The sequence below is a fragment of the Nocardia sp. NPDC051833 genome, from assembly GCF_040681225.1.
In the GTDB taxonomy this organism is placed as follows: Bacteria; Actinomycetota; Actinomycetes; order Mycobacteriales; family Mycobacteriaceae; genus Nocardia.
In genome coordinates this window covers 2,565,384-2,590,163 of record NZ_JBFAYK010000001.1, presented here as the reverse complement: position 1 = coordinate 2,590,163, position 24,780 = coordinate 2,565,384, and the positions used below count along the sequence as shown (strand labels likewise).

The window sequence follows — 24,780 nt, the reverse complement described above, 5'->3', positions numbered from 1 at the left end:
GATTCGATGACCAGCGACGACGCCGAGAGCAAGAAGGAAGCTGCCGCGGCGGATAAGCCCGATCTGGCCAAGGCCGACGCGACCGTCAAGGGCGCCGCGGCCACCCCCGAAACGGACGCCCCCACGGTGAAGGCGGCGACCGTGCCCGAAGCGCAGGCGCCGGCGCCCGCGTCGGCCGGGAAATCGAGCTCGACGGGTTGGATCGCCGCCGGTGTGGCCGGTGTGGTCGCTCTCGGTGCGGCCACCGCGGCCGTGGTGTTCTTCCTGCAGAGCAGCGACAAGGGCGACAAGCTCGACGCCATCGCGGAGTCGACGAAGGCGGCCTGCGACTACGGCAACATCCTCGCCAACTACGACTACTCCAAGGACCTCGACGGCTACATCGCCTCGATGAAGGCGGGGGCCACCGGCGACTACCTGAAGGAATTCAGCGACGCCAGCGAGGCGCTCAAGGGCGCGATGGTCCAGGCCCAGGTGAAGTCCCGCGGCGAGGACGTGCAGTGCGCCTACATCTCGGGCAGCACCGAGGACGTCAAGGCCATGGTCACCATGACCCAGTACCGGACCAACTTCACCCAGACCGAACCGGACCGGATGATGTTCGCCATCGAGATGACCCTCGAGAAGTCCGACGACGGCAAGTGGCTGGTCAGCAAGCTGGACTCGCCGCTGCTCAAGAACGGCAGCCAGGTCCCCGGCGGCGGCGCCCCCGGCCAGACCGTGCCGACCCCGCAGGCGCCCGCGCCGACGCCGGGCAACTGATCGACGAGTAATCCCGAACGCCTCCGGCGGCAGAGCGACTCTGCCGCCGGAGGCGTTTTCGTGCGGACCAACTCCGGTCGCGTCGGCGCCTCAGAACAGGGTGAGTGTCCCGGACGGCGCCGCCGGCTCGACCGGCTTCCCCGTGGTCCGCGGTCTGGTGGGTTCGGCGACTTGCGCCGGGCGGGCGGCGGCCTCGCGGGCGGCCGCGCCTGCCAGAGTGTCGGCCTGTTCGTTGAAATAGTTACCGACGTGCCCGCGGACCCAGCGGAAACGCACCGGGCCCTCGCGGGTCGTGATGGCCCGATCGATCTGCTTGATGATCTCGACGTTCTTCACCGCGCCACCGGTGGAGGTGCGCCAGCCGTTGCGCCGCCAGCCGGTGATCCACTCGGAGGCGCATTTGATGGCGTAGAGCGAATCGCTCTCGATGAGCATCGGCTCGGCGCCGGGGTGGGCGAGGATGGCTTCCAGTACGGCGCGGAGCTCGGCGATCTGGTTGGTGCCGGTCGCCGCTCCCCCGCTGTCCGCCGGGCCCTGGTGGTTCACCCAGGCCCAGCCGATGGCACCACCGGGATTGCGCAGGCAGGACCCGTCGGTGCTCACGATGATCATGACCGCCACCCTAGGCGATGCGGCCGACAAGATCGGTACCGTGGAATGCCTCTATCTCCCTTCGCAACCGCGACTCCGTCCGGCGCAGTGCCGATCTCGCGACCGCGTCGACGAGGCCGTGGCACAGGCGGCCGAACACACCGCGTGGTGGTGGATAGTCGGCTTCGGAGGTCAGCACCGACCGTTCGTAGCCGAGCGGATCGAACCGTAGTGTCACGGTTCCGTATACCCGCCCACGCAGGGTATACCCGATCACCGCGTTGCGCCGATATTCGGTGATCTCGCAGGTCGAGCGCAGCGGAATCACCCCGAACAGCCGGACTTTCAGCACGAAGGCGGCGCCGAGGCCCTGGTCGGGTTCGCCGTCCGGCTCGATGCCGGTGACACCCGACATCCAGTCCGGGACGAAGCGGAAGTTCGCGGCGTAGGCGAAGGCGGCGTCGACGGGTGCGCCGACGTCACACGCATACCTGATGTGGCCCATCGGCCCTCCCTGATCACGGATGGGCTCAAAATTACTACAAATATCCTCTTTATTTGCCGGATTGCCGCTCAGAGCTGGTCGACGAGGTACTCCGCGATCGGCATCGCCGACGTCGCCGCAGGTGAGGGCGCGTTGAGCACGTGGATCGAGCGCGGGGTCCGCTCGATCAGGAAGTCGTGTACCAGGGTGCCGTCGCGCAGCACGGCCTGCGCGCGGATGCCCGCGCGATGCGGCAGCAGATCCGCGGTCGTGAGTTCCGGGCAGTAGCGACGGCATTCGGCGAGGTAGCCCCGCTTGAACACCGAATTGCGCAGCTCGCGCGCCCCGGTCCGCAGGTGCGTGCGGGCGACCCGGTGCACGCCGGGGAAGCGCAGCACGTCGACCGCGTCCCGCACGTTCACGCTGCCCTTGGGATAGCCCTCCCTGGCCAGCCCGAGCACCGCGTTCGGCCCGACGGTCAGCTCCCCGTCGATGGTCGGGCTGAGGTGGACGCCGAGGAACGGCAGCGCGGGATCGGGCACCGGGTAGATCAGCGTGCGCACCAGCTCGGCGCGCTCGGCGGGCAGCCGGTAGTACTCGCCGCGGAACGGGACGATGCGGAAGTCGGTGCGGATACCCGCCATCCGCGCCATCCGGTCGGCCTGCAAGCCGGCGCAGACCACCAGCGTGCGCGCGGTGAACGTCGCGGCCGGGCCGGAAATCGTGACGGCGGAATCGGTTTCGCTGATCGCCTCGACGACGGTGTCGAGCGCGATCCGCCCGCCCATGGCCACCACCTGATCGGCGAGCGCGGCCGTCACCTTCGCGTAGTCGATGATGCCGGTGGCTGGCACGAACAGCGCGCCGACGCCGGTGATCCTCGGCTCGCGGCGCACCAGCTCGGCCGCGTCGATCGCTTCCACCTCGACGCCGTTGGCGACGGAGCGCTCGTAGAGGTCGAGCATCCGCGCGTGCTCGGCGGAATCGGTGGCCACCAGCAGCTTTCCGCAGACCTCGAACGGAATGTCGTTGGCGGCGGCGAACTCCTTGGTCCACCGCGCGCCGGCGCGGCACAGCCGGGCCTTCAAACTGTCGGGTGGGTAATAGATTCCGGAGTGGATGACGCCGCTGTTGTGCCCGGTCTGATGGGCGCCGAGGCTCGACTCCTTGTCCACCAGCACCAGACTCGCGCCGGGGTGGGTGGTCAGCAGCCGATGCGCGGTCGCCACGCCGACGATGCCGCCGCCGAGCACGCAGAAGTCGTACGCACCGCGCCCGGTGCCGCCAGAACTCACACGCCGACGGTAGTCGGCGCCTCGTCGGCAGGTGTGGTCGGTGCGGCGGTCTCGTCGCCGGCCTGCGCCGACTCGACCGGCGCCGGCTCGGTGCCCGGCTTCTGCACCCGTTCCACGCGCAGCGTGTGGCTGCCGAGGCCGGGATCGGAGAGCACGAAGACCAGTTCACCGCGGCGGGTGTCGAGTTCGGTCCGCAGCGCGGTCACCCCGGCGGGGTCGGCGGTGAGGCCCAGGTATTTCGACGCGATCGTCACCAGGTTGGTGTCCACCGTGAAGGCGATGGTGTCGGTACGCGCGGGCGCGACCTGCGCCCCGACGTAGGTGGTGCCGATCTTGAGCCGTCCGGCCAGCGCCGAGCTGTCGGGGGTCGCGCCGACACCCGACTGCTGTGCGGTCACCGGGGTCCTGGTCACGGCGGGCACCGTGCGCTCGGTCGACATCGCGAGCTCGACGAGATCGCTGGTCGCGCGCGGCGCGGAGTCCTCGGCGAAGGCGGGGCGGTGGTGGCCCGAGCCCGGCGGCACGGCGGGGGCCGCGGTGTCGTCGGCGCGCGGCGGCGCGAGTTCGGGCATGTGGTTGACGATGTAGGCGCCCGCGGCGACGGTGAGGCAGAGGCTGGCGGCGCCGGCGATGACGGTGGCGGACAGACGCGCGATCTGAGCGGGTCGGTGAGCGGTCACGATGCGGTCCTTCCTGTACCTGTGGGTGAACCCGAGGGAACGGGGCCCGCATCGTTGAAAGCCACGCGCTGATTTCCACGGTACGCCGGTGCTAGCTGTTGTTAGCACCGGCGCCGGTGAGATCAGGACCACATCTGGACAACCGACCTATCAGTGCGGGTCAGCGCCGTGCCCGGGGGTCGCGGTTGTTTCTCACACCGCGCCGCGGGGTACCCCTCCGAAGCAGGCGAGCGTCGTTCACGACTGCCACGGAGGTCAACCCCCGGCCAACGAAGTCCGGGGCAGTCGGCACGAATGGCGCTCAGAGACTGACGCTCGCCTGTTCGAAACGTGTGGTCAGGCGAACTGGCCTGCTTCGCGGCCCGCGCCGGGCGGACCGGCGAAGGCCTGGGCGATGCCGAGCCAGTGTTCGGCGTCGGGGCCCTCGGTGACCAGGGCGGTGTCCTCGCGGTGCCTGCGCTGGGTCGCGACCAGGCAGAAGTCGACGGCCGGACCGGTGACGCGCTGTTTCGCGTCCTCGGGACCCCAGGTCCACAGGCTGCCGTCGGGCGCGGTCAGCTCCACCCGGAATTCCTCGGCGGGACCGGATTCCCCGTGCACCGTGTAGGCGTAGTTGCGGGTGCGGACGCTGATGTGGGCGACGGTGCGCAGCCGGGCGGTGGGCGTGCGCTCGACGCCGAGCGCGTCGGCGACGTCCTGGCCGTGCGCCCAGGTCTCCATGATCCGCGCGGAGATCATCGACGCCGGGCTCATCGGCGGGCCGAACCAGGGCAGCTTGGTGCCCGCGGGCACGGCGGCCAGCGCGGCGATCAGGGCCGCGCGGCCCGAGCGCCAGCGCACGAGCAACTCGGCGGGCGGGGTCTGCGCGACCTCTTCGGCGGCCTCGTCGACGAAGGTGAACATCTTGGGCGCTGCCTCGGCCAGCAGCTTCGCGAAGGTGTCACCGTCGGTGGCGGCCAGCTTGGAGACTTCGTCGGTCCAGGTCAGGTGGGCGATCTGGGTGGTGATGTCCCAGCCGGGCGAGGGGGTGGTGGTCTGCCACTGCGCGGAGGTCAGCGGTGCGACCAGGTTTTCCAGATCCGCGCATTCGGCGGCGAAGTCGTCGAGGAGCGCTGCGAGGTCAGCCATCTGTTCCCTTGCCGATCGTGGCGCGACCCGGTACAGGTGCGCCTCGCCACCAGAATCTCAGCGGCCCGAGAAAAATGCAAGCACGCGTGCTTGTTATTTGCCGCTACCAGCCGAAGATGAGGAGGTGGACCGCGCCGACTACGACGCCCAGCGCACCACCGTGCAGGTACAGCAGCCACGCGTCCTGCTCCACCGCGGCATAGAACATCTCCATGAACTCGCCCGGCGTGAGTTTCTGCAGCTTGCGATCGGCGAACTCGTCGATCTTCTTCGCCTGCTCCAGCACGAACTTCTCGTCGTCGACCATTTCCGGCGCGAGGCTCATGCCGGCGCCCGCGCCCGAGATGGCGAGGTTGTCGTACCCTTTCCGCCCGATCGCCGCGCGCACCATGAACGCGGTCGGGCCGAGCTGGTGCTGGATCTCCTCGGCGACGACCCGCTCGATCAACTGCTTGGTCTTGTCGCCGTTCGGCCCATCGAGCAGCTCGTTGGACAGGTTCTCCACGGTCAGCACCTGGTAGGCCAGGATGTGCGCGAGGTCGGTCGCCGCCTGCGGCTGCCGCTTGGCCAGCAGGGCCTGGCGCCACAGGTACTTGTAGCGCGGCTGCGGGTCGCCCGGCTCGAACACCATCTTGATCGCGATGACGTTCACGATGACGCCGATCGCGGCCGAGGCCAGCAGCACGATCACCCACGCGGGCACCAGCCCCCAGAACGGGATCTGCGAGTGCACGTGCAGGTACAGCGCCAGCACCAGGCCGAACGGCGCGCCGAGCAGGCCGATCCGCACCATGAACTTCAGTTCCGGCGCGGCGATGGTGGTGGTGAGGTCCTTGAGAATGGTCGGGTTCTTCTCCAGGTACCTGATCACGAAGTTCTTGACGTCGAGCAGCTGGTCGATGTTGTCGCCGAGGCTCGCGAACGCGCGCCTGCCCAGCGCGGGCAGCTGCCGGTCGACCCGCTGGTAGACGGCCTGCTTCACCGGTCGTGGCAGCGAGCGCCACAGATCGGGATTCTCCCGGTACATGATCTCGTCGACGATCGGCCGCACCTGGTCGCGGGCCCGTTCGGCGAGATAGTCGCCGATGCCGTCCAGATCGAGTTCATGGATGAAATCGCGCGGGCTGCCGATGCGCATCAGCGCCTTGTCGACGCAGATACTCGCCATCTTCTCGGAGCGGGCGGGGATGAAGCCCTGGAAACCGAGCTGGCGCCCGTCACCGGAGAAGGTCGGCAGCACCTGGACCCGGCGTGGCAGATACGGATACAGGACGTGCAGCATCGGTACCCGGAAGCCCTTGAAATGCAGCGGCCAGAACAGCATGAGCACGCCGGTCCAGTTGGTGAGCCAGCCCGCCACCGCGCAGAAGATCGGAAAGCTCACCAGTTCGACCACGAATTTCGACTGCCCCGTCAGCTCTTCCCAATCGATGAAGAGTCCGGAGGCCAGTGTGGTCATCGTGGAGCCCCCTAGTGCTGACGCGCGAAGAACGTGAAGAACGTGAGGATAAGGCAATCACATTCTGACCGGTCGCGACGGGGTGTCAACGGCGGAGGGCGGTATCTACCCCGGCCGCAGCACCACGTGAACCTCGATCGTCACCCAGCGCCCGATCAGGAATTCCGGTGCTTTCACCCCGATCGCCCTGCGGTCGAGCACGGCTTCCGCGCTGACGGCCACGGTGTCGGCGGTCAGGTCGAATCGGGTGACGGTGAAGACCAGCGGGATGTCCCGGCCGCGGACGGTGGCCACGCCCGCCACGCGCCACTCCCCGTCGGTGCCCGTGATGTCGTCGGCGACGAAGTTCATCCGCGGGTGCCGGTCCAGATCCAGCAGCCCCGGCTTGCGCAGATCGCGATCGCGCCGGGCGTTGCCGGTGTCGACCGCGGCGAGGTCGACGACCCCGCTGACCGTCTCGGGCTGCCCGGCGGGACCGACCGTCAGCCGGCCGGCCAGCACCGGCATCGTCCCGTGCACGGTCCGCCGCCCGAAGTGGCCGACCCGGAACCGCGCGGTGCACCGTCGCGGCGCGGCGACCCAGTCCGTGCGCTCGCGCTCGCCCAGCATGATCCAGTTCATGACGTCGCCCCCGCGGCGTAGATGGCGGCGGTGTCGTGGTGCCGCAGCACCGGGTAGATCTCCACCCGGTCGGGCCCGGGCAGCAGCGCCGGGTCCTCGTCCGGCAGCAGCTCGGTGGCGAGGATGGCCGCGCGCACCGCGTGCAGCGCTTCCTCGGACTCGCCGATGCCGATCACCACGCCGGAGCCGTCGGCGCGGCGCAGTTCGTAGTACTCGAGCAGGCCCGGCACGGTGGCCAGGGCGGGCCGGATGCGGTTCGCGGCGGCGAAGTCGGCGGCCGCCAGTTCGCCCGCCGTGCGCGGCCGGTCGAACCAGACAAGGTGTGCGTACATGATTTTCAGCTCCTGACCTGGGGAATTCGGTGATTCAAGAATCGCCGCGCGCGGGCGCGTCCGGATCAGTGCCGGTACGTATCCGCAGTACTGAACTTCGCCGTAGGCGCGATACTTGTGCGATGCAGACTCCGGCCGTCGGACGGCATCAGGAGATCGCGCGGCTGCGCGCGGCGGTGCTGTCCGCCGCCTCGGGGGCAGGCCGGTTCGTGCTGGTCGGTGGTGCGGCCGGGATCGGCAAGTCGTGGCTGGCGGAACGCGCCGTCGAGCTGGCCGCGGAGTCGGGGCTGCGCGTGGCGCGCGGCAACGCGCTCGACGACGCCGGGATGCCGCCGCTGTGGCCGTGGCGCCGGGCCGCCCGCGACCTGCCCGAACTCGCCGCCGCCCTCGATACGGTCAGCGAACCCGGTGGCGGTGCGGCCGCGCAGCGCTTCCGGATGTGCACCGAGGTCGTCGACGTGCTCACCGCGGCGGCCGCGGGCACCGGCCTGCTGCTCGTGCTCGAGGATCTGCACTGGGCCGACCCGACCTCGCTGGCGCTGCTCACCCACGTCGCCGGCGAGACGGCGCGCGCCGAGCTGCTCATCGTCGGCACGGCGCGCGAACCGGCGGGGGCGACCCTGCTCGGGCACCAGTCCGAGTGGCTGCGGCTGCCGAATACCCGATCACTGTCGGTACCGGGGCTTTCCGAGCCGGAGGTGCGCTACTGGCTCGAACAGCGCGGTCTGTCCGCCGACCTCGCCGCGCGGGTGCGCGATCGCACCGACGGCAATCCGCTGCTGGTCCGGCTCGTCCTGGAATCCGGTGCCGCCGAGTCCGACAACGGCGACGTGCTGTCCGTACCCGCGGTGCGCCGTTTGGTGCTGTCGCAGCTCGACCGGCTCGCGCCGGACACCGTCGACGTGCTCAGTGCCGCCGCCGTATTCGGTGAACGCATCGACGCCGACCTGCTGGCACAGGTGTGCCCGCGGGTGCCGGCGGCCATCGACGCCGCGACCGCGGCGGGCATCGTCCGCCGTTTCGACGACGGCACGACCGGTTTCACCCACGCCCTGATCAGGGACGCGGTGTACGCCGACCTGACACCCTCGCGCCGGTCCGCCCTGCACCGCGTGGCGGCGGAAGCGCTGACCGCGCGTGGCGGCCCCGACGCCGTCGTCGCCGGGGCGATCGCGACGCAGTGGCGCGAGGCGGCGGCAGGCGCCGAATCACCGGCGGGCCTGCGCTGGTCGCGGCGCGCGGCCCACTCGGCACGGGCCGCCGCGGCCTACCCGGAGGCGATCCGGTTCGGGCAGTGGGCGATCGACGCGGCGGGCGCCACCGCCGCCGAGGCCGACCGCGCCGAGCTGCTCCTCGACCTCGCCGGCGACGAGTTCGCCGCGGGCCGGATCGCCGACAGCCTCGAGCACTGCGTCCAGGCCGCCGCCGTCGCCGAGCGGGCCGCCCGCCCCGACCTGCTCGCCGAGGCCGCGCTCGTGGTGCACGGCGTCACCACGCCCACGGTGATGACGCAGCTGGACCAGCTGTGCGCCAGCGCCTTACGGCAGCTCGAACCCGGCACCCACGACGACCTGATCGCCCGGATCCTGGCCAGGCACGCCCTGTCGGCCGCCGATCGCGGCGCGGGCGCGGCGGCCAGGACGCTGTCCGAGCAGGCCATGCGCGCCGCCGCCCACTCCACCGACCCCGATGTCGCGCTCGACGCCATCCACGCCCGCCACCTGTCCCTGGCCGCGCCCGACTACCTCGACGAGCGAACCACCCTGGCCGCCAGGGCGATCGAGATCGCGGTCGACGCCGAACAGCCGCTCGCCCAGCTCTGGGGACACGTGTGGACCGCCGACGCGAGCCTGCAACGCGGCGACCTCACCGCCTTCGACAGCGCCCTCGACCACATCGCGCTGCTGGTCGAACGCCGTCGGCTGCCGATCGCCCGGTGGCACCTGCTGCGCCTGCGCGCCACCCGCGCGGTCCTCGTCGGCGAGCTCGCCGCCGCCCTCGAATTCGACAGCGCCGCCTATGAACTGGCGCTGGCCATCGGTGACTTCTCGCTGGCCGGGCTGCATCACGCGTTCCGTGGGATGTACGCGGTGATCGTCGGCCACATCGACCGCGCCGAGCTGACCGCCGCGGTCGAGTCGCTGTCCTTCGCCCCGAAGATTCCGATCGCCCAGCTCTTCGCACCGCTGATGCACGCGCTCGCCGGTGACGTCGACGAGGCCACGGCCCTGTTCGCGCCGTTCCGCGAGCTTCCCGACACCCTCGAGGTCGGCGCGCGCTGGGCGGGCACCGTGTTCTGCGTCGGCCTGGTGGCCGAACTCCTCGACGACGCCGAGACCGCCGACCGCGTCTACCGCGCCCTGGCGGGCCAGGAACGGTACTACTCCGCCGACGGCACCGGCGCGCTGATCTGCGTCAGCTCGCTGGCCCGGGTCCGCGCCGACAACGCCCGCGTGGCCGGGCACCTGGACGCCGCCGTCGAGCTGTACCGGCGCGGTCTGGCGATGGACGCCAGGATCGGCGCGCGGCCCTTCGTCGCGCTGGGCCATCTCGGCCTGGCCCGCACCCAGCTCGCCCGCGCCGACTTCACCGCCGCGCGCGCCGAAGCGGAGCGGGCGGCCGCCGGATTCCGCAGGCTCGGCATGCCGTACCGCCTGGCCACCGCCGACGCCCTGCTGACCAGGATCGCCGCCGCCACCCGGTCCGCCGATCCCCTGACGCCGCGCGAGCGGGAAGTCCGCGATCTCGCGGCGGCGGGCCTGACGAATCGCGAAATCGCCACGCGTTTGGTTCTTTCCGAGCGCACCGTGGAAACCCACGTCCGCAACATCCTCGCCAAACTGGGTGTCACCAACCGCACCGAACTCGCTCGCGACCGCCGCTGACGCAGGTCACGCCCCTGACATCGTGGTCGGTGCGCGGTGCGAAGTTGCGGTTACAGTGGCCGGGCAAGTAGTGCTCGTGCTCGGAGGGGACCGGTGGTGGAACAGGTATTCCAGGTCGATTTGCGTGGTGTGGTCGACCTGCTCAGTCACCACCTGTACGGCAGTCCGCGGGTGTACGTGCGCGAGCTGATGCAGAACGCCGTCGACGCGAGCACCGCGCGCCGGACGCTCGACCCGTCGGCGCAGCTCAGCGTGCGGATCGAGACCGCCGACCGGACCGGCGACGGCAGCATCAGGATCCACGACACCGGCATCGGGCTCACCGAGGCCGAGGTGCACACCTTCCTGGCCACCATCGGCCGCAGCGGCAAACGCGACGATCTCGGCTTCGCCAGGCACGAGTTCCTCGGCCAGTTCGGCATCGGCCTGCTCTCGTGCTTCCTGGTGGCCGACGAGGTCACCGTGCTCACCCGCTCCGCGCGCGGCGGGCCGACGGTGCGCTGGACCGGCTTCGCCGACGGCCGCTACCGGGTCGAGCCCGCCTCGCGGGAACGCGAGGAACCGGGCACCACGGTGATCCTGACGCCCCGGCGCGGCGCCGAGCAGTGGCTCACCGGCGCCACCGTCACCGAGCTGGCCGCCCTGTTCGGCAGCCTGCTGCCGTTCGAGGTCACCGTCGACGGGCGCTCGGTCACCGAGCCCGAGGTGCCGTGGCGGGCGAACCACCCCACTCCCGACGACCGCAAGGCCGCGCTCGCCGCCTACGCCGAGGACACCTTCGGCTTCACGCCGTTCGCCACCTTCGATCTCAGCTGTGCCGAATCCGGTGTCACCGGGGTGGCGTTCGTGCTCCCGCAGCCGGTCAACCCGGCGGCCAAGGCGGGGCACCGGGTGTATCTCAAGCGGATGCTGCTGGCGGAGAGCGTCAGCGGGCTGCTGCCCGACTGGGCGTTCTTCGTGCGCTGCGTCGTCGACACCACCGAGCTGCGGCCGACCGCGAGCCGGGAGGCGCTGTACGAGGACGACCTGCTCGAATCCACCAGGGAGTCGCTCGGCGGGCAGATCAGGGACTGGCTGGTGGAGCTGTCCACCGCCGACCCGGCCGCGCTCGCCCGCTTCCTGCGCGTGCACGACCTGGGCGTGAAGGCGCTGGCCCTGCACGACGACGACATGCTCCGGCTGGTCGACCGCTGGCTGCCGGTGGAGACCAATGCCGGGCAGATCCCGCTCGCGGAGTTCCGCCGCCGGTTCGGTGGCATGCGCTACACGCCGTCGGTGGAGGAGTTCCGCCAGCTCGGCGCGGTGGCGGCCGCGCAGGGCCTCGGCCTGGTGAACGGCGGCTACACCTACATCACCGAGATCCTGGAGCGCCTGCCCGCGCTCGATCCCGAGATCCAGGTGACCCGTCTGGACACCGCCGCCCTGGCGACCCACTTCGACCTGGTCGACCCGGCCACCGAACTCGCGCTGCGGCCATTCCTCACGACCGCCCAGCGCGTGCTCGACCGGCTCGACTGCGAGGTCGCGCTGCGCACGTTCGATCCGCCGTCGCTGTCGGCGCTGTACCTGCTCGACCGCGACACCCAGCATCGCGCCGAACTGCGGGCCACCCGCCAGGTCGCCGACGAGCTGTGGGCCGATGTGCTCGGCGCCTTCGATTCCGGTCAGGACGGCGACCGGCCGCAGCTGGTGCTCAATCACCGTAATCCGCTGGTGCGCCGCATCGCCGGGCTCGCCGACACCCGCTTGGTGACCATGGCGGTCGAGGCGCTCTACAGCCAGGCGCTGCTCCAGGGCCAGCATCCGATGCGGCCGGTCGACACCGCGCTGCTGAACAAGTCGTTCGTCGGGCTGCTCGACTGGGCAGTGCACGATCCGCAGGGAGAGCTCTGATGTCCGAGTCCGCCGACGACCTGTGGCGGCTGCTCGCCCAGGCCGGTCACATGCCCTACGGTGACGCCAAAGACGCACTGCTGGAACAGGTCCTGCGACACGCCGAAGCGGGCGGGCACACCGACATCGCCTTCAACACCCGGATGCGGTTGATCGCCGCCTACGCGCAGGGCATGAGCCCGGCCAAGCTGTTCGTCCCGTTCGCCCGCTGCCTGGCCGACTACGACCGGGAACCCGGCGCCTACGACGACTGGGTGGCGGGATCGCTGCGCTGGGATTTCAAGTTCGCGGTGCGCGCGATGACGAATTTCCCCGAGGTGCCCAAGGATCGGGCACTGGCCGCGCTCGACCAGATGGAGCAGCGCTACCGGGTGGAGGGCCAGAGTCCGCAGGCGGTGTACGCCTACCGGCACTACGTGGCCAAGCATCTCGGCGACCTGACCGAGGCCGAGAGCTGGTACGAAAGATGGTGCACCACACCGCGCGACGAGAACTCCGACTGCGCCGGATGCGACCCGACCGGCAAGGTCACCTGGTTGGCGAGCCGGGGTCGGGACGCGGAGGCGGTCGAACTGGCCGCCCCGGTCCTGCGTGGCGAGCTGAACTGCGACGAGCAACCCCAGCTGATCCTCACCGCCCTGCTGCTGCCCTACCTGCGCACCGGCCAGCTCGACGCCGCGCGCGACGCGCACCGCAGGTCGTACCGGGTGCTGCGCACCAAACCCCAGGACGTGAGCGCCATCGCCACGCATCTCGAGTTCTGCGCGCTGTCCGGCAACCAGGCCCGCGGCCTGGAACTGCTCGACCGGCATCTCGGCTGGCTCGACCGGTCGCCGAATCCGTCCGCCGCCATGGACTTCGCCGCCGCGGCCGCGCTGCTGCTGCGCACCGTCGAGGACGCGGGCCACGGCGACACCGTCGTCCGGCGGCCCGCGCATCTCGACCGCCCCGCGGCCGAATCGACCGCGCGCGCCCTGCACGCGGAACTGGCCGCCGAGGCCTTGGCGATCGCGGCGCGATTCGACCGGCGCAACGGCACCACCCACCAGACCGAGCTGGTGCGCACGGTGCTGGCGAGCACGCCGATCGTCGACCAGCTGCCGCTGTCGGCCGCCGCGGTGCACCGGGTGCCGGTCGAGCAGGCGCCCGCCCCGATCGAACTCCCCGCGCTGACCACCGCCGAGCTGATCGAACGGGCCGAATCGGGCCTCCAGCGCGATGCCACCACCGAGGTGACGGCGTTGATCCAGCGCCTGACCGAGGCCGCCGAGCCCACCGATCCGCTGCTGGCGGGCAGGCGCGCGGCCGTGCTCGCGCGCGAGTCCGCCCGTGGCGACGACTGTCTCGCGACCGAATCCCTGCTGCGCCGTGCGATCGAGCACTACACCGCCGCCGGCGACGAGGAATACCGCCAGATCGGTCTCGGCAGGCTCGGCGTGCACCTGTGCAGACACGGTGATCCCGCCGAAGCGACACCGCTGCTGCGCGCGTCGCTCGCGCACCTGGGCGCGTCGGCCGATCCAGCGGTCCGGGGCAACGCCGTGCTGCGGCTGTCCGGCGGTCTGCTCGACCTGTACGACCGTGGCCTGCTGCCCGACGATGCCGCCGCCGAACTCCCCGAACTGCTCGACCGGGCCGACGCCGAGGCCGCCGCCTCGGGTGACGACGAGCTGATCGGTGATGCCGCCAAGCAGCGGCTCTTCCTGTCCGAGAACAACTCCCGGATCGACGACGCCGATGTCGCGGCACGGACGGCGATCTCGGCCTACCGCCGGGCGAATCTGCCGTTCCGGGCCGCGACCACGCTGTACTACCTGGCCGGAATCCACCGGGCCGCCGGTGATTTCGCCGCCGCGCTGGCCGCGACCGACGAGGCACTGCCGCTGCTCGACGCGGACACGCGCGTCGGTTTCCGGACGGCCCTGTTCGCCCGTCGCGGCGATCTCCTGCTGCTCCTCGAGCGTCCCGCCGAGGCCGTCGGCGAGCTGCTCACCGCCATCGCGATCGGCGCACCCGCCGGGCTGCCCCAGCTGCCGTACGCGCAATGGGATCTGGCCATCGCCTACCGGGCCACCGGGCAGCTGCTCGATGCCGCCGAGCAGGCGGAAGCGGCGATCACCGCGCTCGACGGCGCGGGCGCGGGCGGCGCGGCCCGTGGCTGCCGCTACCTGCTGGCCGGTCTGCACCGCTCGCTCGGCGAGCCCGATCAGGCGCTCGCCGTGTACGACGCGATCATCGAATTAGACCGGTCCGTCGAGGATCTCGGTGACGAGGCGTATGTCCTGGCCGAGACCGCCGACCTGCTCGACGCGCTCGACCGCGACGCCGAGGCCGCCGAACGCTACCGCCTCGCCGCCGAGGTGGCGGCGCGGGTCGACGATCCGATCCGGGTCGCCTACTGCCGCTACAGCGCCGCGCTGTCCCTGCACTGGTCCGGTGATTCGGCGGGCGCGGTCGCGGCCGTCGAGGTCGCCGACGCGGCGCTGGCGGCGCTCGCCGCCACCGGCCCGGACGCCGATCTGCTGTGCTGGCACCGGGCCAGGCTCGACCACAATGCCGCCCGAATCCTGCACGCCGCCTATCGTTTCCCCGACGCCCTCCCGCGCGCCGAAGCCGCCGCCGCCGGGTTCCGCGCGATCGACGTCATCGATCGGGCGGTGCGGGCCGACTACGACCAGGCCAGGATCCTGCTCGACCTCGACCGGACCGCCGAGGCCGAGAAGGTCCTCGCCGGTGCCGTCGCCGAACTCGACGACACCCATCCCGCCTACGGCCTGCTCACCAACCTGCTGACCGAAACCCGCTCCAGACTCGGCTGATTCGAAGGACTCCACGCGATGCAACCGCTCGGCAGCGACGATCCACGCCAGATCGGGGCGTACCGGCTGCTCGGCGTCCTCGGCGCCGGCGGCATGGGCAAGGTATACCTGGGCCGCAACGCGGGCGGCCGCACGGTCGCGGTGAAGGTGATCCGGCCGGATCTGCTGGGCGACCCCGAATTCCGGGCCAGGTTCCGCCGGGAGGTGGCAGCCGCGCGGCGGGTCGGCGGTGCCTGCACCGCGCCGGTCCTGGACGCCGATGTCGACGCCGATCCGCCGTGGCTGGCCACCGGTTACGTCGCCGGACTCGCGCTCTCGGACGCGGTGTCGCGGTTCGGGCCCTTCACCGAACCGTCGTTGCTCGCGCTCGGGCACGGGCTGGCCGAGGCGCTGGTGGCCATTCACGGCGTCGGCATCGTGCATCGCGATCTGAAGCCGTCGAATGTGCTGCTGGCCGTCGACGGGCCCAAGGTGGTCGACTTCGGGATCGCGCGCGCCGTCGAGGACACCGCGCTCACCACCACCGGAAAGGTCATCGGCTCACCGGGTTTCATGTGCCCGGAGCAGGTCACCGGCGAACCGCTCGGCCCCGGGTGCGATGTGTTCGCGCTCGGCGGCGTGCTGACCTTCGCCGCCTCCGGCCACGGCCCGTTCGGCACCGCCGAGATCGTGCAGATGCTGTTTCGGATCGTCTACGAGGAACCGCGCCTCGAGGGCGTGCCCGCGCGCCTGCGTCCGCTGGTCGCCGCCTGCGTCGCCAAGGACCCCGCCGTCCGCCCCACCCCGCAGCAGGTCCTCGCCGAGCTCACCGCCATCGGCCTGCCCGAGCGCACGGGCTGGCTCCCGCCCGCCGTGCTCGAGGACGTCAGCAGGCGCGCGGTCACCCTGCTCGACCTCGACTCCGGCCCGGCCGACCCACCTGTCGGACCCGGCGCAGCGCTCCCCCCGACATGGTCGAACACCGGCGGCCAGGCATCCTTCCCCGGCACCGCGGGCTCCGGTGGGCAGACACCGCTGCCAGGTGCCGCTGCGGGCTTCGGCGGACCGGCGTGGTCGCCCGGGATGGCTGCGGGCGTCGCTGGCCCGGCGTCGTCGCCTGGCATGACTGCGGGCTTCGGCGGCCAAACCCAGCTGCCAGGGTCCGGGTCGGGGTTCAACGGGCAGACACCGCTGTCCGGCACGGCTGCGAACTTCGGCGGGCACACGTCCTTTGCCGGCGGTGGGCCGACGCAGGCCGGGTACGCGACGGTCCGTCGGCCCGCCGGTGACATCACCGGCGGTACTCCCGCGCCCGGGCAGGCGTTGCGCCCGCCCGCGCGCCGCGGGCGCAACGCACTGGTGGCCGCGGCGGTGGTCGTGGCGCTGGCGGTCGCCGGGGGCGCGTTCCTGATCGGCGTCCAGCTGCGCGACCGATCGGACGGCAATAGCGCGGCGAACTCGACGTCGATCTCCACCAGCAACCAAGGCTCCGAGCTCCCGCCCGCCACCGGGGCGCCGGTGTCGACCGTCCCCGCCGCGTTCGTGGGGAGCTGGCAGGGGCGGGCTGTCGACGGGCCTGTGCAGTTCGACATCACCCTCACCATCGACGACGGCAAGGTCGGGCAGAAGGTGGCCACCGCGTCGAATACCGGCGTGCTCTCCGGCGAGCGCTGCGAGCGCTCGGAAACCCTGGTCGAGGCCACCACCGACGGCCTCGTCCTCCGGGCGAAACTCACCGGCAAGAGCGCTAGTGGCTGTATGGACGACGGCGCGACCTCGACGGTCACCATGGGCGCGAACGGCACCCTCACCTACCGCACGCCAGGGTTGCTCGGTGGCACCATCACCGGGTTCCTGCGGAAGTCCTGACACCCGCGATGGCGATTGCCGGTCGTTTGCCGACCAGTTCGAAACGGGAGCGAAACGGCGAACCGGACACCGTGTGCGGCCGGTGGTGGTTCACTACCACCACGAGCTTGTCTGGACCTTCGACCAATACATCACCCCTGGTGATACCGATCTCAACTTTCCAGCCGTTGCTATCTGGGTCACTACTATGCCAGACTCTCGTCCCACACTGTGAAGCCGTCCGGTCTCACAATGTCCGGAGAGGGAGTGTGTTGAGCGAGCGGCAAGTGCGCGATGTTGCCACCCTCCCGACGGTTGCGCCGAAATCAGCCCCAGTCGACCAGCGTGAGCGCGGCGGCGGTCAGCAGGTCGACCAGTTCGCCGACCGGTGGCCGCGACTCGCGCAGCAGCCATTCGTGGGCCACGCCGTTGACCGCGCCGGTGAGCAGGCCGGTGGTGAGCTCCGCGTCGCCGCGCAGCCGCACCCCCTTGGCCGCCAGCGCCGTCTCGATCAGCGCCGACCAGGCATGCCTGCGCGTGCGGCGATGGTTCTCCATCCGATCGCTGACTCCGACGACCTCGATCAGCGCCACCTGCGCGCGGTACGGGTCGGAGCCGAGCGATTCCAGATACGCCCCCAGGCCGGCCCGCAGCGCGGGTTCCGGTTCGGTGTGCGCGACCACCGCCTGGACGACCGCGGCCGCGGCGTCGTCCTGGATGCGGTCGTAGGCGGCGATGAGCACGTCCTCGCGGGTCTCGAACTCCTCGTAGAACTGCCGCTTGGACAGGCCCGCCGCCGCGCACACCTCGGCGAGCGAGCACGTCGGGTACCCGCGTTCGGCGAAGATTCGCGTCGCTGCTTCCAGGAACCGCTGGCGCCGTTCGGCTTTACGCGCGACGACTGTACGACCCCCATACCGTCTGTCCGCTGTAGTCACCTCTCCAATGTATCTGAAACCCGGGATCACACTTACATTTCCGGGCTGCTTCAACCAATCCCCACAAAGAAGGACGGCTGACCAGTGCTGCGCACCCGAGGCTCGCGGACCGCATTGTCCGCTCTCGTACTAGCGGTGAGTGCCTCACTCGCCGCACCGGCGTCGACCATGGCTGCCCCGCGGCCTGCGGCTCAGCCGAGCGTCCCGGCGATCGCGGAGAACGTTCCCTCCGAGACGCTGGCCGCGCTGGCACCGTCGATCGTAAGCGCCATCTCCGCGCCCGCCCCCATCGCCGATGGCGCGCAGGCCGCGATCCTGGCTCAGGCCCGCGTGCTGCTGGCGACGCCCGGCATCCCCGCGCAGGTCAAGGCGACCCTCGAGAAGGTCATCACCTTCCTCGACGGCAGCGGCGGTGGCGGCCCCGAGCTCCCGCCGTCCGACGGCCCGCGGATCGCCCAGTTCCTCTACCCGACCATCGGTAAGGGCTGCATCGGCCCGACCTCCGATTCCGTCGGCACCGCGCTGGCCGTACCCGGCCCGGCCGAGCTGCCGCCGCCAGGGCCCGCCGCGGGCCAGACCGGTTTCGTCTTCACCGCGCTGGGTACCAAGACGCCGACCGTCGTGCAGAACCCGCCGATGACGGTGCAGTGGATCAACCTGGACAACCGGCGGACGGGCACCCAGCCGCTCACCACCGCGGCCGGGATCAACCCGGACGGGCCCGCCACCCTGTCCGCCATCGCCGACACCGGCGCGGGGCGGGTCGCCGCGGTGATCACCGGTTCGCTCACCACGACCACCGCCGACGGTGACCGGACCTGCTCGTTCGCCCCGACCCTCGGGTTCTTCTCCGTCGCCTGAGCCGACGCCACGTATTGGAGTTTCGTTCAATGAAGTTTGCCGTCCCCGGCCTGGTCAGTGGCCTGGCCGGCGCGATCCTCGGGGTGATTGCCGTGCTCGGCATCACCGCGGGCGCGCAACAGAATTCGATCCCCGCTCCCGAGACCACCGCTGATCCCGGCTCCTCGGTGCTGGGCAACGTGCAGTACGGCAGCCGATGAGCAACGGGCGCAGGCTCATCGCCTGCATTCTCGTCGGACTCGGCGCGCTGCTGCTCGCCGCCGCTGTCATGATCCCCACCTACACCGTGGACAAGGTCGCCAAGACCCCGCTGGACCTCGAGGTCACCACGATCGCCAAGAGCGTGCCGGGTGAACCCAGCATGGTGCTCGACTCGAAGTCCCTGGTCTCGCCCGACGGCGCGGCCAAGGTGGACAACGTCCCCGTCTCCTCGCAGCGCTTCCTCACGGTCCAGGAGCCGTCCGGCGCCGACGAGATGACCGTCCAGGCCGGCCAGACCCTGCGCCGCGACGACCGCGACGGCGACGCCGGCGTGCTCGACGCGAAGGTCGACCGGGTGACCATCGACCGCTTCACCGGCGAGCCGGTGTCGACCTCGCCCAACGGTTCGATCGCGGTCAACGTCGACAAGTCCGGTGCGTCGGTGGCCGATCCCACCAACCGCCAGGGCCTGCAGTACCGGTTCCCGATCGGCACCGAGAAGAAGTCGTACCCGTACTTCGACCTGAACGCCCGCGCCACCTTCCCGATCGATTTCGTCGAGGAGACGGAGATCAACGGGATGCCGGTCTACCTGTTCCGGCAGTCCATCCCGGTCACCAGCCTGCACGACGTCGCGCCGACCGCGACCAGCAAGCTGACCCTGCCCGCGGCCAAGTGGGGCCTCGAGGGCGACGGCGAGGTGACCATGCTCCGCTTCTACACCAACGTCCGCGAGGTGTGGGTGGAGCCGCGGACCGGCGCGGTCATCAAGGGCGGCGAGCAGCTGCACCTGTTCTACGGCCGCAGCGCCAACCAGGTCGACGTCACCGCGCTGAAGGCGCACCTCGTCTTCGAAGAGGACACCATCGAGGCGCAGATGGCCGTCACCCAGGAGAGCCTCGACAAGCTCGACCTGTTCGGCAAGACCCTGCCGATCATCCTGGGCATCCTGGGCGCGATCCTGCTCATCGCCGGCGCCGTCCTCGGCGTCCTGAGCTCGGGTGGCTCCACCGGTCGTCGCACCTACGACCCGCCCACCGAACAGATCCGTACCACGAACCTCTAGCTCGGTTCCCCTGCACAACGCGGCCTCCCCGGATCACTCCGGGGAGGCTTCGTTGTTTGACGGCGTTGTTTTCACGGCGCGTACGCGGCCCAGTCCGGCCGGTTCAGCAGGTCCAGATAGCGCTCGCTCATCCGCTCCCACCCGGCAGGCTCCGCGCGCCGCACGTAGTCGGCCAGGGTGCCCACGTACCGGTAGCGATCGGTCGACGGCTCCAAGCGCGCGACCTGTCTCGAGTGCGCGTCGAGCACCCGCGCCGCCGCCGGATACTCGTCGAGCGTGAGACCCGCTCCCGCGCAGTAGGTCATCGCCGACAGCAGCACGGTGGTGTGGTGGACGAGGTCGAGATCGGGGTCGTCGGTGGTGATCGCGGTGGCGAGGTCGGCCGCGATCGCGACCTTCCCGGCGACATACCCGTCGAGATAATTGCCCCGGCACGAATTGCGCAACAACCAGTCCCGGACGGTCGAACCTCGGTGCTCGCACAGCTTCTCGACCACGATCTCCCGCCCCCACTCGTCGACTCGTGGGCCGAGCCACAGCAGCGCGGCGGTCCCGTCCCGGCACCGCGCCAACGCGTCGACGGCCAACCGCGAGAAGGCATCCGACAGCAACCCGATCGTCTGCAACAGCGGAATGTCGGCGTCGTCGGGCACGGTGCCGAGCAGGGCGAGCCCGATCCACACCGCGCACCGGTCCGTTCCCCGGCGCACCAGCCAGCGCCCGGTCGCCCGCACCCGCTCGGCGTCGACCCGCAGCGCCGCGGCCACCACGTGCTCGTTCCGATACGGCGGGACGTGCACGCTGTGGCAGTCCGCGGCCAGGTCGGCTGGTGACCGTGCCGGGTCACCGAAATGCGCGTCGAGCAGCGCGGCCAGCGCCATGCCCTCGGCTCTCCAATGCCCGGAACGCGAAGGGGTGGCGCCGAATCCGTGCCACGGATCGTCGGGAAAGGGATACCCCTCTTGCGGCAGCGGCGCGTTCGGCGACTCGCGATGCAGGCGCATCGCGTGGTCGAACAGCGAAACCGGCGCCGTCATGACGTGAAGGGTGCGAGGTCGAGCCGCGCGCCGACCGCCTGCCGCAGCCACAGCACCCGGAAATCGCCCCGCGCCAAGCCGGTTCGCGCGGTCGCTTCCCATTCCGGCTGGTTCAGCAAGGTGAGGTACCGGTCGATCGCCTGCTCCCGGCCCCGCCACTCCCGTGTCGACGGCCGCCGGAGGTAGTCGGCGAGGTTCGCCAGATTCCCGTAGCGATGGGTTGTCGGTGTCAGGCGTGCCGCGTGTTTCGAGTGCGCCGACAGGACGTTCGGCGCCGCCGGATACTCGTCGAGCGTGAGACCTGTTCCCGCGCAGTCGGTCATCGCGGACAACAGAACACCGGTGTGGTGGACGAGGTCGAGATCGGGGTCGTCGCCGGTGATCGCGCCGGCGAGGTCGGCCGCAATCGCGACCTCAGCCGCGAAGTACTGGTTGTGGTACTCCCCGTTGCACGATCGCCGCAACAGCCAATCCCGGGCGGGCACACCGTATGCGGCGCAAAGTTTTTTGACGACAGTGACGCGGCCCCAACCATCGACCCGGTCACCGAGCCACAGCAGACCGGACAATGCGCCCCGGCAACGCTCCATCGTGTCCACCACGAGCGGACCGAAACCCTCCGACAGCAGCCCGATCGTCTGCAACAGCGGGATGTCGCCGTCCTCCGGCGCGGTTTCGAGCAGTGCCAGTCCAATCGTCACCGCACAGCGATCGGTGCCCCGCCGGATGAGCCATCGGCCGGTCTGGCGGGCCCGCTCGATCTCCACCCGCCGGGCCGCGGCGACCACATGCTCGGTCCGGAACATCGGGACGTGCACCCGATGACACGCGTCGGCCAGGTCGGCGGGCGTGCTGGCGGGATCGGCGAAATGCGCGTCGAGCAGGGCCGCGAGGTCGAGACCTAAGGTCCGTCGATCTTTCGGCCGGGGTGGTGTGTCCCCGCGCCCGTGCCACGACTCATCCGGGTAGGGATCTCCGCTCCGCTCCAGCGGCGCATCGGGTGATTCTCGATGCAAACGCATCGCGTGGTCGAACAGGGAGATCGGCGATCCGGGCAATTCCGTCCCGGTCACGTCGCGCATCAGGCGCGGGGGGACTCGATTCGATCAGTCATGGCGCTGATGCTGTCACACCGGGCGGAGTCCGGACAAGCCCTGGTCGGGACGGTCGAATGTTCGCCGTCAGTGAACCGGGGCACGGGCCGGAACAAACAGGTACCCGACTGGGTTGAGTCAGCAAAGCTCAACTTTGGAAGGGTCGACATGACTACAGCTCAGAACCTGCCGGTGCTGTTCCTGACCGATCCGATCGTGCTGCCGGGCATGGTCGTGCCCATCGAATTGGACGAATCCGCGCAGGCCGCCATCGACGCCGCGCAGGCCGGGAAGACCGGCGCCGTGCTCGTCGCGCCCCGGCTGGACGAGGGGTACGCCTCCTACGGCGTCGTCGCTTCGATCGAGCAGGTCGGACGCATGCGCGGTGGCGCTCCCGCCGCCGTATTGAAGGCCGAGCGCAGGGCGCGGATCGGGCACGGTGTGACCGGGCCCGGCGCCGCCCTGTGGGTGGAGGCCGAACCGGTCGAGGAGGTGGCGCCCGACGAGCGGACCACCGAGCTGGCCGCCGAATACAAGAAGCTGGTCGTCGCGGTGCTGCAGCGTCGGGAGGCGTGGCAGATCATCGACATCGTCAACCAGCTCGACAACCCCGACGCCATCGCCGACACGGCGGGCTACGCGCCGTACCTGTCCAACGAGCAGAAACGGGAACTGCTCGAGACCCCGGATGTCGTCACCCGGCTGACCAAGCAGATCGAGTGGATCACCGAGCACATCGCCGAGGTCGAGGTCACCGACAAGATCTCCGAGGACGTCCGCGAGGGCATGGAGAAGAGCCAGCGCGAGTTCCTGTTGCGCCAGCAGCTCAACGCCATCCGCAAGGAACTCGGCGAGGACGAACCCGACGGCGCCGACGACTACCGCGCCCGCGTGGAGAACGCCGACCTGCCCGAGAACGTGCGCGCCGAGGCGCTGCGCGAGGTCGGCAGGCTGGAGCGGGCCAGCGACCAGAGCCCGGAATCGGGCTGGATCCGCACCTGGCTCGACACCGTGCTCGACCTGCCGTGGACGGTGAAGACCGAGGACAGCACCGATGTCTCGGCCGCCCGCGCCGTGCTCGACGCCGATCACCACGGCCTGGACGAGGTGAAGGACCGCATGGTCGAGTACCTGGCGGTGCGTTCGCGCCGGGCCGCCCGCGGCCTCGAGGTCGTCGGTGGACGTGGCTCGGGCGCGGTGCTCGTGCTGGTCGGTCCGCCCGGTGTCGGCAAGACCTCGCTGGGTGAGTCGGTCGCGAAGGCGCTGGGCCGCAAGTTCGTTCGCGTCGCCCTCGGTGGCGTGCGCGACGAGGCCGAGATCCGGGGCCATCGGCGCACCTACGTGGGCGCGCTGCCCGGCCGGATCGTGCGCGCGGTGAAGGAGGCGGGGTCGATGAATCCCGTCGTGCTGCTGGACGAGATCGACAAGGTCGGCTCCGACTTCCGCGGTGACCCGGCGGCGGCGCTGCTCGAGGTCCTCGACCCCGCGCAGAACCACACCTTCCGCGATCACTACCTGGACCTGGACCTCGACCTGTCGAACGTGCTGTTCATCGCGACGGCCAACGTCATGGACACCATCCCCGGCCCGCTGCTGGACCGGATGGAGCTCATCACCGTCGACGGCTACACCGAGGCCGACAAGGTGGCCATCGCCCGCGACTTCCTGGTGCCCCGGCAGCTGGAACGCAACGCGCTGACCGCCGAGGAGGTCTCGATCACCGACGCGGCGCTGCGCGAGATCGCGGCGAACTACACCCGCGAGGCGGGCGTGCGCCAGATGGAGCGACTGGTGGCGAAAGCCTTGCGCAAGGCGGCGACCCGCCTGGTGGCGGGCGACGCCGGCCGCCAGGACGAGCAGACGCTGGTCGACAACGGCTCGCTCGGCGCGGGCGCCGTGCTCGGGTACGACCCCGGGCTCGGCTACGACAACGTCATCGACATCGAGTCCGGCCCACAGCCTGCCGGTCGGCCGACGAATCTCGTGGTCGACGTCGACAACCTGACCGACTACCTCGGCCGTCCCCGCTTCACCCCGGACTCGGTGGAACGCACCGCCGTCCCCGGCGTGGCGACGGGTCTGGCGGTCACCGGCGCCGGTGGCGATGTGCTCTACATCGAGGCCAACGCCGCCGAGGGCGAGCGCGCCCTGACCCTGACCGGTCAGCTGGGCGATGTCATGAAGGAATCGGCGCAGATCGCGCTGACCTACGTGCGCTCGCACCTGGCGGAGATCGGCATCGAGCCGAAGGTCCTCGACCGCAACATCCACATCCACTTCCCGGCGGGTGCGGTGCCCAAGGACGGACCGTCGGCGGGTGTCACCATGGTGACCGCCCTGGTGTCGCTGGCGCTGGGCCGTCAGGTGCGCGGTGATGTCGGCATGACCGGCGAGGTCACGCTGAACGGCCGCGTGCTGCCGATCGGCGGCGTGAAGCAGAAGCTGCTCGCCGCCCAGCGCGCCGGACTGAAGACCGTCTTCATCCCGGCCCGCAACGAACCGGACCTCGACGAGGTCCCGGCCGAGGTGCTGGCCGCCCTGGACGTCCGTCCCGTCGCCGACGTGGCCGACATCCTGGCCTACGCCATCGAGCCGGTCGCCGAGCCGGCCGCCGACGGCAGCTTCGCCGTCAGCGCCTGACCCACCGAACCGAACGGGCCGTGCACACCATCGTGTGCACGGCCCGTTCGCTGTCCGGAATCGCTATCGGCTGACCGTGGGCGGCAGCGCGGGCGCTTCCTCGGGCACCGCGGTGACGATTGCGAGCTGGTCGGTGTCGTAGCTGTCCTGGTCGTCCTCGTCGAACC

20 protein-coding genes are annotated in these 24,780 nt (G+C 70.7%); 9 read left to right on the top strand and 11 right to left on the bottom strand.

All coding sequences use genetic code 11. The features are described from left to right. The first annotated feature begins 6 nt into the window (after positions 1 to 6). Positions 7 to 762 (top strand): hypothetical protein, encoded by a 756-nt coding sequence (locus AB0L91_RS11710; protein ID WP_357341921.1) that lies wholly within the window; start codon positions 7 to 9, stop codon positions 760 to 762. Positions 763 to 852: 90 nt separating this feature from the next. Here the strand turns inward: AB0L91_RS11710 and AB0L91_RS11705 are convergent, their stop codons facing one another. From AB0L91_RS11705 to AB0L91_RS11670, 8 genes are all read right to left on the bottom strand, one after another. Continuing rightward, positions 853 to 1,374, bottom strand: a complete 522-nt coding sequence (locus AB0L91_RS11705) for a ribonuclease H (protein ID WP_355275260.1) — start codon at positions 1,372 to 1,374, stop codon at positions 853 to 855. A 10-nt stretch (positions 1,375 to 1,384) separates the two neighbouring features. Then, positions 1,385 to 1,858, bottom strand: coding sequence for an SRPBCC family protein (locus AB0L91_RS11700; RefSeq protein WP_355275258.1), 474 nt, complete (start codon positions 1,856 to 1,858; stop codon positions 1,385 to 1,387). Between the two features lie 68 nt (positions 1,859 to 1,926). Then, positions 1,927 to 3,132, bottom strand: coding sequence for an L-2-hydroxyglutarate oxidase (gene lhgO, locus AB0L91_RS11695; RefSeq protein WP_357341922.1), 1,206 nt, complete (start codon positions 3,130 to 3,132; stop codon positions 1,927 to 1,929). After that, positions 3,129 to 3,812, bottom strand: a complete 684-nt coding sequence (locus AB0L91_RS11690) for a hypothetical protein (protein ID WP_365009253.1) — start codon at positions 3,810 to 3,812, stop codon at positions 3,129 to 3,131. The genes lhgO and AB0L91_RS11690 overlap by 4 nt, the downstream gene beginning before the upstream one ends. A 336-nt stretch (positions 3,813 to 4,148) precedes the next feature. Further along, entirely contained in the window at positions 4,149 to 4,940 is a 792-nt protein-coding gene (locus AB0L91_RS11685) for a TIGR03084 family metal-binding protein (RefSeq protein ID WP_357341924.1), read from the bottom strand. Between the two features lie 103 nt (positions 4,941 to 5,043). After that, entirely contained in the window at positions 5,044 to 6,399 is a 1,356-nt protein-coding gene (locus tag AB0L91_RS11680; RefSeq protein ID WP_357341926.1) for a hypothetical protein, read from the bottom strand. Positions 6,400 to 6,504: 105 nt separating this feature from the next. After that, positions 6,505 to 7,020, bottom strand: a complete 516-nt coding sequence (locus AB0L91_RS11675) for a YceI family protein (RefSeq protein ID WP_365009250.1) — start codon at positions 7,018 to 7,020, stop codon at positions 6,505 to 6,507. Continuing rightward, positions 7,017 to 7,352 carry a hypothetical protein gene (locus tag AB0L91_RS11670; protein WP_357341928.1) on the bottom strand — a complete coding sequence of 112 codons (336 nt, stop codon included), beginning with the start codon at positions 7,350 to 7,352 and terminating at the stop codon, positions 7,017 to 7,019. Before AB0L91_RS11670 ends, AB0L91_RS11675 begins: the two co-directional genes overlap by 4 nt. Positions 7,353 to 7,474: 122 nt before the next feature. On the opposite strand from AB0L91_RS11670, the gene AB0L91_RS11665 reads away from it, so the two are divergent. The 4 genes from AB0L91_RS11665 to AB0L91_RS11650 all read left to right on the top strand — a co-directional run bounded on the left by AB0L91_RS11665 (position 7,475) and on the right by AB0L91_RS11650 (position 16,797). Next, a complete protein-coding gene (locus AB0L91_RS11665) occupies positions 7,475 to 10,237 on the top strand; it encodes an AAA family ATPase (RefSeq protein WP_365009248.1) in 2,763 nt (920 codons plus the stop codon). Between the two features lie 93 nt (positions 10,238 to 10,330). After that, complete coding sequence (locus AB0L91_RS11660; protein ID WP_355275243.1) at positions 10,331 to 12,130, top strand: HSP90 family protein; 1,800 nt, start codon at positions 10,331 to 10,333, stop codon at positions 12,128 to 12,130. Further along, positions 12,130 to 14,949 (top strand): hypothetical protein, encoded by a 2,820-nt coding sequence (locus tag AB0L91_RS11655; RefSeq protein ID WP_365009246.1) that lies wholly within the window; start codon positions 12,130 to 12,132, stop codon positions 14,947 to 14,949. The genes AB0L91_RS11660 and AB0L91_RS11655 overlap by 1 nt, the downstream gene beginning before the upstream one ends. Positions 14,950 to 14,967: 18 nt before the next feature. Next, entirely contained in the window at positions 14,968 to 16,797 is a 1,830-nt protein-coding gene (locus AB0L91_RS11650; protein WP_365009244.1) for a protein kinase, read from the top strand. 305 nt (positions 16,798 to 17,102) lie between these two features. On the opposite strand, the gene AB0L91_RS11645 is transcribed toward AB0L91_RS11650, so the two are convergent. Next, positions 17,103 to 17,714 (bottom strand): TetR/AcrR family transcriptional regulator, encoded by a 612-nt coding sequence (locus tag AB0L91_RS11645; RefSeq protein ID WP_365009241.1) that lies wholly within the window; start codon positions 17,712 to 17,714, stop codon positions 17,103 to 17,105. An 84-nt stretch (positions 17,715 to 17,798) separates the two neighbouring features. Here AB0L91_RS11645 and AB0L91_RS11640 point away from each other — a divergent pair, with 84 nt between their 5' ends. Genes AB0L91_RS11640 through AB0L91_RS11630 form a run of 3 tightly spaced genes read left to right on the top strand, consistent with a single transcriptional unit; the run spans position 17,799 to position 19,842 of the window. Beyond that, positions 17,799 to 18,575, top strand: coding sequence for a hypothetical protein (locus tag AB0L91_RS11640; RefSeq protein ID WP_365009238.1), 777 nt, complete (start codon positions 17,799 to 17,801; stop codon positions 18,573 to 18,575). 29 nt (positions 18,576 to 18,604) lie between these two features. Beyond that, a complete protein-coding gene (locus AB0L91_RS11635; RefSeq protein WP_218718357.1) occupies positions 18,605 to 18,775 on the top strand; it encodes a DUF2613 domain-containing protein in 171 nt (56 codons plus the stop codon). Next, entirely contained in the window at positions 18,772 to 19,842 is a 1,071-nt protein-coding gene (locus AB0L91_RS11630) for a DUF3068 domain-containing protein (protein ID WP_357341940.1), read from the top strand. The genes AB0L91_RS11635 and AB0L91_RS11630 overlap by 4 nt, the downstream gene beginning before the upstream one ends. Positions 19,843 to 19,913: 71 nt before the next feature. Here the strand turns inward: AB0L91_RS11630 and AB0L91_RS11625 are convergent, their stop codons facing one another. Together AB0L91_RS11625 and AB0L91_RS11620 are read right to left on the bottom strand one after the other, a co-directional pair. Then, positions 19,914 to 20,879, bottom strand: coding sequence for a hypothetical protein (locus AB0L91_RS11625; RefSeq protein WP_365009236.1), 966 nt, complete (start codon positions 20,877 to 20,879; stop codon positions 19,914 to 19,916). Then, complete coding sequence (locus AB0L91_RS11620; protein ID WP_365009234.1) at positions 20,876 to 21,961, bottom strand: hypothetical protein; 1,086 nt, start codon at positions 21,959 to 21,961, stop codon at positions 20,876 to 20,878. The genes AB0L91_RS11625 and AB0L91_RS11620 overlap by 4 nt, the downstream gene beginning before the upstream one ends. 180 nt (positions 21,962 to 22,141) lie before the next feature. Here AB0L91_RS11620 and lon point away from each other — a divergent pair, with 180 nt between their 5' ends. Beyond that, entirely contained in the window at positions 22,142 to 24,613 is a 2,472-nt protein-coding gene (gene lon / locus AB0L91_RS11615; protein ID WP_365009232.1) for an endopeptidase La, read from the top strand. The last annotated feature ends 167 nt before the right edge of the window (positions 24,614 to 24,780 follow it).

Bases quoted from the DNA above. Each gene is read 5' to 3' on its own strand.
- AB0L91_RS11710 (WP_357341921.1), top strand. From the start codon at position 7: ATGACCAGCGACGACGCCGAGAGCAAGAAGGAAGCTGCCGCGGCGGAT.
- AB0L91_RS11705 (WP_355275260.1), bottom strand. From the start codon at position 1,374: ATGATCATCGTGAGCACCGACGGGTCCTGCCTGCGCAATCCCGGTGGT.
- AB0L91_RS11700 (WP_355275258.1), bottom strand. From the start codon at position 1,858: ATGGGCCACATCAGGTATGCGTGTGACGTCGGCGCACCCGTCGACGCC.
- AB0L91_RS11685 (WP_357341924.1), bottom strand. From the start codon at position 4,940: ATGGCTGACCTCGCAGCGCTCCTCGACGACTTCGCCGCCGAATGCGCG.
- AB0L91_RS11680 (WP_357341926.1), bottom strand. From the start codon at position 6,399: ATGACCACACTGGCCTCCGGACTCTTCATCGATTGGGAAGAGCTGACG.
- AB0L91_RS11675 (WP_365009250.1), bottom strand. From the start codon at position 7,020: ATGAACTGGATCATGCTGGGCGAGCGCGAGCGCACGGACTGGGTCGCC.
- AB0L91_RS11670 (WP_357341928.1), bottom strand. From the start codon at position 7,352: ATGTACGCACACCTTGTCTGGTTCGACCGGCCGCGCACGGCGGGCGAA.
- AB0L91_RS11665 (WP_365009248.1), top strand. From the start codon at position 7,475: ATGCAGACTCCGGCCGTCGGACGGCATCAGGAGATCGCGCGGCTGCGC.
- AB0L91_RS11655 (WP_365009246.1), top strand. From the start codon at position 12,130: ATGTCCGAGTCCGCCGACGACCTGTGGCGGCTGCTCGCCCAGGCCGGT.
- AB0L91_RS11650 (WP_365009244.1), top strand. From the start codon at position 14,968: ATGCAACCGCTCGGCAGCGACGATCCACGCCAGATCGGGGCGTACCGG.
- AB0L91_RS11635 (WP_218718357.1), top strand. From the start codon at position 18,605: ATGAAGTTTGCCGTCCCCGGCCTGGTCAGTGGCCTGGCCGGCGCGATC.
- AB0L91_RS11630 (WP_357341940.1), top strand. From the start codon at position 18,772: ATGAGCAACGGGCGCAGGCTCATCGCCTGCATTCTCGTCGGACTCGGC.
- AB0L91_RS11625 (WP_365009236.1), bottom strand. From the start codon at position 20,879: ATGACGGCGCCGGTTTCGCTGTTCGACCACGCGATGCGCCTGCATCGC.
- AB0L91_RS11620 (WP_365009234.1), bottom strand. From the start codon at position 21,961: ATGCGCGACGTGACCGGGACGGAATTGCCCGGATCGCCGATCTCCCTG.
- lon (WP_365009232.1), top strand. From the start codon at position 22,142: ATGACTACAGCTCAGAACCTGCCGGTGCTGTTCCTGACCGATCCGATC.